The organism is Nocardia panacis (assembly GCF_003598715.1).
Classification (GTDB): domain Bacteria; phylum Actinomycetota; class Actinomycetes; order Mycobacteriales; family Mycobacteriaceae; genus Nocardia; species Nocardia panacis.
Window position 1 is genome coordinate 1 of the sequence record NZ_QZFU01000052.1, and the last position, 1,290, is coordinate 1,290.

Sequence of the window (1,290 nt, forward strand, 5' to 3'; positions counted from 1 at the left end):
GAGCTCAAGGCCAAGTTCTCGAACGAAGCCGAGTAGGGCCGAACCTGTGACCACTCCTTCCACCTTGAACGGGAACTTCCCCAACGTCGTCGTCTCTAGCCTGGCGGCGACCACGTCGATCGCGGGTGACGTCGATGCGACGTGGAAGGGACTCCTCAACGGCGAGAGCGGGATCGAGGCTCTCGAGGATTCCTTCATCGAGGAATACAACCTTCCGGTCCGCATCGGCGGACACCTGAAGGTCAACCCGGACACACTGCTCGATCGAGTCGAGATCCGGCGCATGGCGTATGTCGAGCGCTTGGCGATGGCGCTCGGTCGGGAAGTGTGGAAGAACGCGGGCAGCCCGGAGGTCGACCCCGAACGTTTGGGTGTGGCCATCGGTACCGGGCTGGGCGGCGGCGACGCACTCATCGATTCGGTGGACAAGCTGAAGAACGGTGGCTATCGCAAGATTTCGCCGCTGGCCGTTCAGATGGTCATGCCGAACGGTCCGTCGGCCGTCGTGGGTCTCGAACTGAAGGCTCGGGCGGGAGTGGTCACTCCGGTCTCGGCATGTTCATCCGGCTCCGAGGCCATCGCCAACGCCTGGCGAATGATCGTGATGGGTGACGCCGATATCGTCGTCACCGGTGGCGTCGAAGGCTACATCGATTCGATTCCGATCGCGGCCTTCTCCATGATGCGCGCCATGAGCACCCGCAACGATGATCCGAAGCGGGCCTCGCGTCCCTTCGACAAGGATCGTGACGGGTTCGTCTTCGGTGAGGCGGGCGCGCTCATGGTCATCGAAACCGAGGAGCATGCCAAGGCGCGCGGCGCCACGATCCACGCCCGACTGCTGGGTGCGGGCATCACCTCCGACGGTTACCACCTGGTCGCGCCGGACCCCTCGGGTGACGGGGCCGCCCGCGCCATGGCCAGGGCCATTCAGACCGCCGGCCTGACCAAGAAGGACATCACCCACATCAACGCGCACGCCACCTCGACCTCCATCGGGGATACCGCGGAGGCGAACGCGATCAACAAGGCCGTGGGCAGCCACGCCTCGGTGTACGCACCCAAGTCGGCGCTCGGTCATTCGATCGGCGCGGTCGGCGCGCTCGAGTCGATACTCACCGTGCTCAGCGTGCGCGACGGTATCGTCCCGCCGACACTCAACCTGGACAACCAGGATCCGGAGATCGATCTGGATGTGGTGCACGGCGAGGCTCGCCGCCAGGAGATCGATTACGCGATCAACAATTCCTTCGGGTTCGGTGGGCACAATGTCGCGCTCGCCTTCGGACG

The 1,290-nt window shown here is 64.6% G+C and carries 1 protein-coding gene; it reads left to right on the top strand.

Features of this window, described 5'->3' with window-relative positions:
- Nucleotides 1-46: 46 nt before the first annotated feature.
- Nucleotides 47-1,290, top strand: a 1,244-nt coding sequence (locus D5S18_RS32400; protein ID WP_120044959.1) for a KasA/KasB family beta-ketoacyl-ACP synthase, incomplete at its 3' end; no start/stop codon positions are given.